Origin of the sequence: Okeania sp. SIO3I5, from assembly GCF_010672085.1 — a bacterium.
GTDB lineage: Bacteria > Cyanobacteriota > Cyanobacteriia > Cyanobacteriales > Microcoleaceae > Trichodesmium.
On the sequence record NZ_JAAHHT010000382.1, the window covers coordinates 1 to 5,877 of the forward strand.

The following is a 5,877-nucleotide window of genomic DNA, read 5'->3' on the forward strand; positions in this document are numbered from 1 at the left end:
CTGTTTCATCTTAAATGATGCAATAGGCTTTTTTCTCCCTTACCACCTTGTCTTCCTTGTCCTCCTTGTCTTCCTTGTCTTCCCACAACCTAAAATAATCATGCACAGTTTTAGCTGAAACAGTCCACTACAAGTTTTGCTTCGGTGGTTGCTCGCTCCTTACCCATAATTTTAGTCTAGACGAGCTACTACTGACAGCAGCTAGAATTCCTACCTAACTCCTATTCCATAGAAAAACTTTACCAAACATCATCATCATCCGAATTACTCGTAGGTACAGCAGGAATTGGAACAGCTCCAGCAGCAGGGACAGGAGTTGCTACCGTAGTGGGCGTAGTGGCAGATGAACTTGAAACTACGGTTGTTGGCGGAGTTCCCATTTGACTAGCTGGAGAAGAAGCTGCTTTTAAGACTGCAGTAGAGGCCCATTTAATATATCTGACCAATGCCTCAGCATTATTAGCCTTTAAAGGTCTCAGTTCTGGATGATCGATAAATTTTTGCAGAGCATCTTCGTCAGCATCTTGACCGACAGCAATAGCAATACGAACAGCTCTTTTTCCCCAAGGTTCGTTCATCAACGCTCTCAGGCCACTACCAAAGTCATCAGTAGGTTGACCATCACTAATAAGCACCAATACAGGTGGTAGAGCGCGGTCTGTCATTGGTGGCATTTTTAGTTGTTCTGCAACCAATAACAAAGCTTTGCCCAAATCCGTGAGACCTCCCGCTTCTAAATCTGTCCAATTAAAACTATTGACTGGAGTTTCAGTAGGGACGTGCCATTGAGCGCCATCAGAAAATTTAACTGCTCGCACCAACACATTAGCATTGGGATTATCATCAGCTACCCGTTTCATTTCGGGAAGACACTCACGAATGGCTGTATTCAGCGCTTCTATTTTGCCACCAATTGACATAGATCCAGAACAGTCACACAGCCAAATGAAATGTAGGGGCCGGTTTGATATTTCGCCACCAGGTAATGCCATAGTTTTTGGTTCCTCAGATTTTTTTGTTAAAGTTTACTGGTTTTTTTGACTTGATCGGGCAAGTTATTAGTTTAGAAAAAGTTATATAGCAATCAGGAATGAGATGTGAGAAAAAACTGTAGGGGTTGGGTCTCCAAATCCTTAGAGCTTGGGTTTATTCTCCAAACCCCTACGATAAAATCTTACAACCTATTTAGGATTGCTATAGTTTTTTTAGGAATTTATTTGACCTTTGACAGAGCCAAATTTAATTTGAGTACCTACTGCTAGCTTTAAGGTTCGAGTAGGTTCAATATTTTTCGACTCACCATTAGCCATAATAGCAACCCAAGTTTGATTGGATAAATTTTGTAATCCCAATATATTAGGGTCTTTAGGATTAAGATTCACTTTGGCGACAATTCCATTATTTGATTGAGAGGTTAAACCGGAAATATCTCTTTCTTTGAGTTGAGTATTATGGTTCAGGTTAATTACCCGACCATTTATATTCAAAGAAAAACTGCTTCTTGATGAAAGTGGAGGCATTGTAGTTGATGAAGGTAAAGTGGAAGTTGTTGCTTGTGCACCACAAACTGTTACTTTTGCCCGACCTACATCTATTTGGTATCCTGGTTGAACACTTTGTTTGTTACCTGTTTCCACGTTTTCACAGAAAATGTTTCCTTGAGCGAGCTGAAATTTTAAAGCAACAGAAGGAGTTTCAGGAACATAAACGATACATAGTTCGGGGTTACTCCCTACAGTTACAATTTCTTTTCCGAGATTCACCGTCTTAATTTCTTTTGGACCATAACTAATTTCCAGCCATGCTTTCCGAAATAGAACTTCTGTAATCACAATCATTATACCAATACAGAATCCTAAGATGGCAGCACCTATTAATCGACCTGCTAGATCGCCAAAAGTTGTAGCGATAAATAGAAAGGCGATCGCTCCTAGGACACCGCCCACTGCTCCACCGACTAAGGCTCGTTTTCCCTGTAAGTTAGGAATAAAGAATGCCATGCCAAAAGCTAATAATGCTCCCAATATTCCCCAGGCAATACTCCTACCTGTTATAGATAAGAGGGAAATATCGGCCATTCCGCCATAAAAGAATTCTCCAATTCCTCCTGCGACTAAACCTGCTGCCAAACTACCTGCAACTCCAGCAGTTCCCTGGAAAAAGTTGAGAGAGGTTCCTAAATACCATTTTTGTCCTGTGGTTAGGAGAATAAATGTAAAAATAGCTAGTAAGGCAGTCCACAAGCTAGTAGCAATGATTAAAGAATTCTTTTGGTCGATCGGAATTTCTCCTGTTCCAATAGCAGAAGCGATCTTTTCTCCGATTTCTGGTAAAATTTTGTCAAAGTTTTGCCGAGCAGCAGCAGTCCTAGCGAGGGAAAAAATTTCACCATCAACTTCTCTTTGTAACGGTTGGAATATTGAACGGTATTTATTGCTAATCACTAGATGAAGTTGGTCTATTCCTTGGTCTCGTACCAATTTTTCCGCTGCTGCTACAGAGGGAGTTTCTTTATCTGGTATCTTGGGCGAAGCATCAGTAATTAAAAGAATAACTTTGGTGGCATCTTCGCGAAATGGCTGTCGCGCTCCTAAAACTAGGGCATCAAGACTACTTTCTGGCCAATCTACTCCACTAATCATTCCTATTTTGCCTAATTCGGTTCTAAAGCTATCTATATCTTTGGTAAAAGGTTTTCCCTCAAAAGAGAGAATTTCAGGTTCTGCTCCGTGAAAGCGATCGCGAAAGGCAATTAATCCTACTTGTGAATCTAGCTCTCTTGAGTTTAAAGTAGTGACAAAGTTACTGATACCATTTTTTACACCATTGATTTCTTCTCCCATACTCTCAGTAGCATCTAATACAAATAAAACATCAATTTGCTGAAGAGTAGGAGTAGGCACAATAAATGGCAATAATAACTCACCAATAATTGCACCTATTAAGCAACCAAAGGCTGCTAAAATTCCGAATATTAAAATCTTTTTTAAGGCTGCTATTTTTTGATACATGATTCATATTTCCTTGGTATAGAAATTCTTTAACATAAGAAGTACAGTTTTAGATCCCCCCTGCCTCCAGATCCCTCCTAACCCCCCTTTGTAAGGGGGGAACCGCTTAAAAAGGGGGGAGCTTTCAAAGTCCCCCTTTTTAAGGGGGATTTAGGGGGATCGTGAATATACTTCAGAACTATAGGAATTGCCATAATACAAATTCATTTTTTCTGATTTAGCATTTCAACAAACTTGATATTACTCATTGTATATGAAATACAGATATTAACAATTAAATGTTCCCAGTCGGGCATCTTGCCCGCCATAGCATCTTGCCCCCTTCAGGGTGTACCTCACCAAGGTGGAGTCCTGCATAGTAATGGTATACAAGGAACAAGGGATGCTTGGCACGGGAGCAAGATGCTCCCACTGTTCTTGTAACAAAAATAATGCAATACACGACCATTACAATGGACCACCACCATTTTTTTAGGCATTTATTTGACCTTTGACAGAGCCAAATTTAATTTGAGTACCTGCCACTAACTTTAAAGTTCGAGTAGGTTCAATATTTTTCGACTCACCATTAGCCATAATAGCAACCCAAGTTTGATTAGATAAATTTTGTAATCCCAATATATTAGGGTCTTTAGGATTAGGATTCACTTTGGCCACGATCCCATTGTTTGATCGAGAAGTTAAACCGGAAATATCTCTTTCATTTAGTTGAGTATTATGGTTCAGGTTAATTACCCGACCATTTATATTCAAAGAAAAACTACTTCTTGATAAAAATGCAGGCATTGTTATCGGTGAGTTAGGTAAAGTGGAAGTTGTTGCTTCTGCACCACAAACTGTTACTTTTGCCCGACCTACATCTATTTGGTATCCTGGTTGAACACTTTGTTTGTTACCTGTTTCCACGTTTTCACAAAAAATGTTTCCTTGAGCGAGCTGAAATTTTAAAGCAACAGAAGGAGTTTCAGGAACATAAACGATACATAGTTCGGGGTTACTACCCACGGTGACAATTTCTTTTCCGAGATTCACCGTCTTAATTTCTTTGGGACCATAACTAATTTCCAACCATGCTTTCCGAAATAGAACTTCTGTAATCACAATCATTATACCAATACAGAATCCTAAGATGGCAGCACCTATTAATCGACCTGCTCGATCCCCAAAAGTTGTAGCGATAAATAGAAAGGCGATCGCTCCTAGGACACCGCCCACTGCTCCACCAACTAAGGCTCGTTTTCCCTGTAAGTTAGGAATAAAGAATGCCATACCAAAAGCTAATAATGCTCCTAGTAATGCCCAGGCCATGCTCCTACCTATAATTGCAACATCAGCTATTTCTCCATAAAAGAATTCTCCAACTGCTCCTGCGACTAAACCTGCTGCCAAACTACCTACAGTTCCAGCAGTTCCCTGGAAAAAGTTGAGGGAGGTTCCTAAATAGCGTTTTTGTCCTGTACTTAGGGCAATAAAAGTACCAATAGCTAGTAAGGCAGTCCACAAACTAGTAGCAGCGATCAAAGAAGTCTTTTGCTCGATGGGAATTTCTCCTGTTCCAATGGCAGAAGCAATCTTTTCTCCGATTTCTGGTAAGATTTTGTCAAAGTTTTGCCGAGCAGCAGCAGTTTCAGCGAGGGAAAAAATTTCACCATCAATTTCTCTTTGCAATGGTTGGAATATTGAACGATCTCCATTGCTAATTACTAGATGAAGTTGGTCTATTCCTTGATCTCGCACCAATTTTTCGGCTGCTGCTATGGAGGAAATCTCTTTATCTGGTATTTTGGGTGGAGCATCAGTAATTAAAAGAATAGCTTTGGTGGCATCCTCGCGAAATGGTTGTCTTGCTCCTAAAACTAGAGCATCAATACTACTTTCTTTTGTATCTCCTCCATCAACCATTCTAATTTTACTTACTTTGGTTTGAAAGCTATTTGTATCTTTGGTGAATGGTTCTCCTGCAAAGGAAAGAATATTTGGTTCTTCTCCCTCAAAGCGATCGCCAAAAGCTATTAATCCTACTTGCGCGTCTAGTTCTCTTGAGTTTAAAGTAGAGACAAAGTTACTGATGCCATTTTTTACACCATTGATTTCTCCTCTCATGCTACCAGTAACGTCTAATACAAATAAAACATCAACTTGCTGAAGGGCAGGAGTTGGCTGAATAAATGGCAATAATAACTCACCAATAATTGCACCTATTAAGCAACCAAAGGCGGCTAAAATTCCGAATATTAAAATCTTTTTTAGAGCTGCTATTTTTTGATACATAATTCATATTTCCTCGATCATACAAATTCTTTTTTTCTGATTTAGCATTTCAGCAAATTTGATGTTATGCCAATTGGAAAAAAGAATGTTTCAAATGGTGAGGGCGAATGCCATTCCCCCCTACGACTTTTGACTTTTAACTTTTAACTTCCGTGAAACGGTATTACTCATTAGCAGGAGTAGATTGTTGTTCTATATACCATTGCCAACCAATGAAGGGTAATAATCCAAAAATAAAGCAAAAAATTAACGTTCCTCCTAATATTAACATTCTGGTTATAAAGGGTAAACTAGGGATATTGTTAATCCTAAATTTTTCTTCTGCTGAAAGCTCTCCTACAGTAATTTTAACAGTTTCTTTTTCGTATTGTTTAATAGAAGTAGGTTGATAGCGAATTTCATATTCTCCTAATAGAGAGACTAAAAATGTGTCTAATGCCTGATTAATTTCTGTAGAATTAGCAGAAAAGAGGAATATTCCTCCAGATGCTTGAGCAAGTTTTTTTAGAACTTCTGGATCTATTTCACTATTATTACCTTGAGAATATCCATAACCCAAAGTATGTATAGTAATTTCAGGACTTTCTTTAATTAA

Annotated in this window: 3 protein-coding genes and 1 pseudogene; all 4 read right to left on the reverse strand. The window is 39.0% G+C overall.

The features are described 5' to 3' along the window. Positions 1–239: 239 nt before the first annotated feature. Complete coding sequence (locus F6K40_RS38225) at positions 240–992, reverse strand: vWA domain-containing protein (protein ID WP_293144926.1); 753 nt, start codon at positions 990–992, stop codon at positions 240–242. A 213-nt stretch (positions 993–1,205) separates the two neighbouring features. Further along, positions 1,206–3,011, reverse strand: coding sequence for a vWA domain-containing protein (locus tag F6K40_RS38230; protein WP_293144929.1), 1,806 nt, complete (start codon positions 3,009–3,011; stop codon positions 1,206–1,208). 471 nt (positions 3,012–3,482) lie between these two features. Then, positions 3,483–5,282 carry a vWA domain-containing protein gene (locus F6K40_RS38235; RefSeq protein ID WP_293144932.1) on the reverse strand — a complete coding sequence of 600 codons (1,800 nt, stop codon included), beginning with the start codon at positions 5,280–5,282 and terminating at the stop codon, positions 3,483–3,485. 163 nt (positions 5,283–5,445) lie between these two features. After that, positions 5,446–5,877 (reverse strand): annotated as a pseudogene (locus F6K40_RS38240) (hypothetical protein); the annotation flags it as partial.

Excerpts from the sequence above, each read along its gene's own strand:
- F6K40_RS38225 (WP_293144926.1), bottom strand. The coding sequence starts at position 992 with ATGGCATTACCTGGTGGCGAAATATCAAACCGGCCCCTACATTTCATT.
- F6K40_RS38235 (WP_293144932.1), bottom strand. The coding sequence starts at position 5,282 with ATGTATCAAAAAATAGCAGCTCTAAAAAAGATTTTAATATTCGGAATT.
- F6K40_RS38230 (WP_293144929.1), bottom strand. The coding sequence starts at position 3,011 with ATGTATCAAAAAATAGCAGCCTTAAAAAAGATTTTAATATTCGGAATT.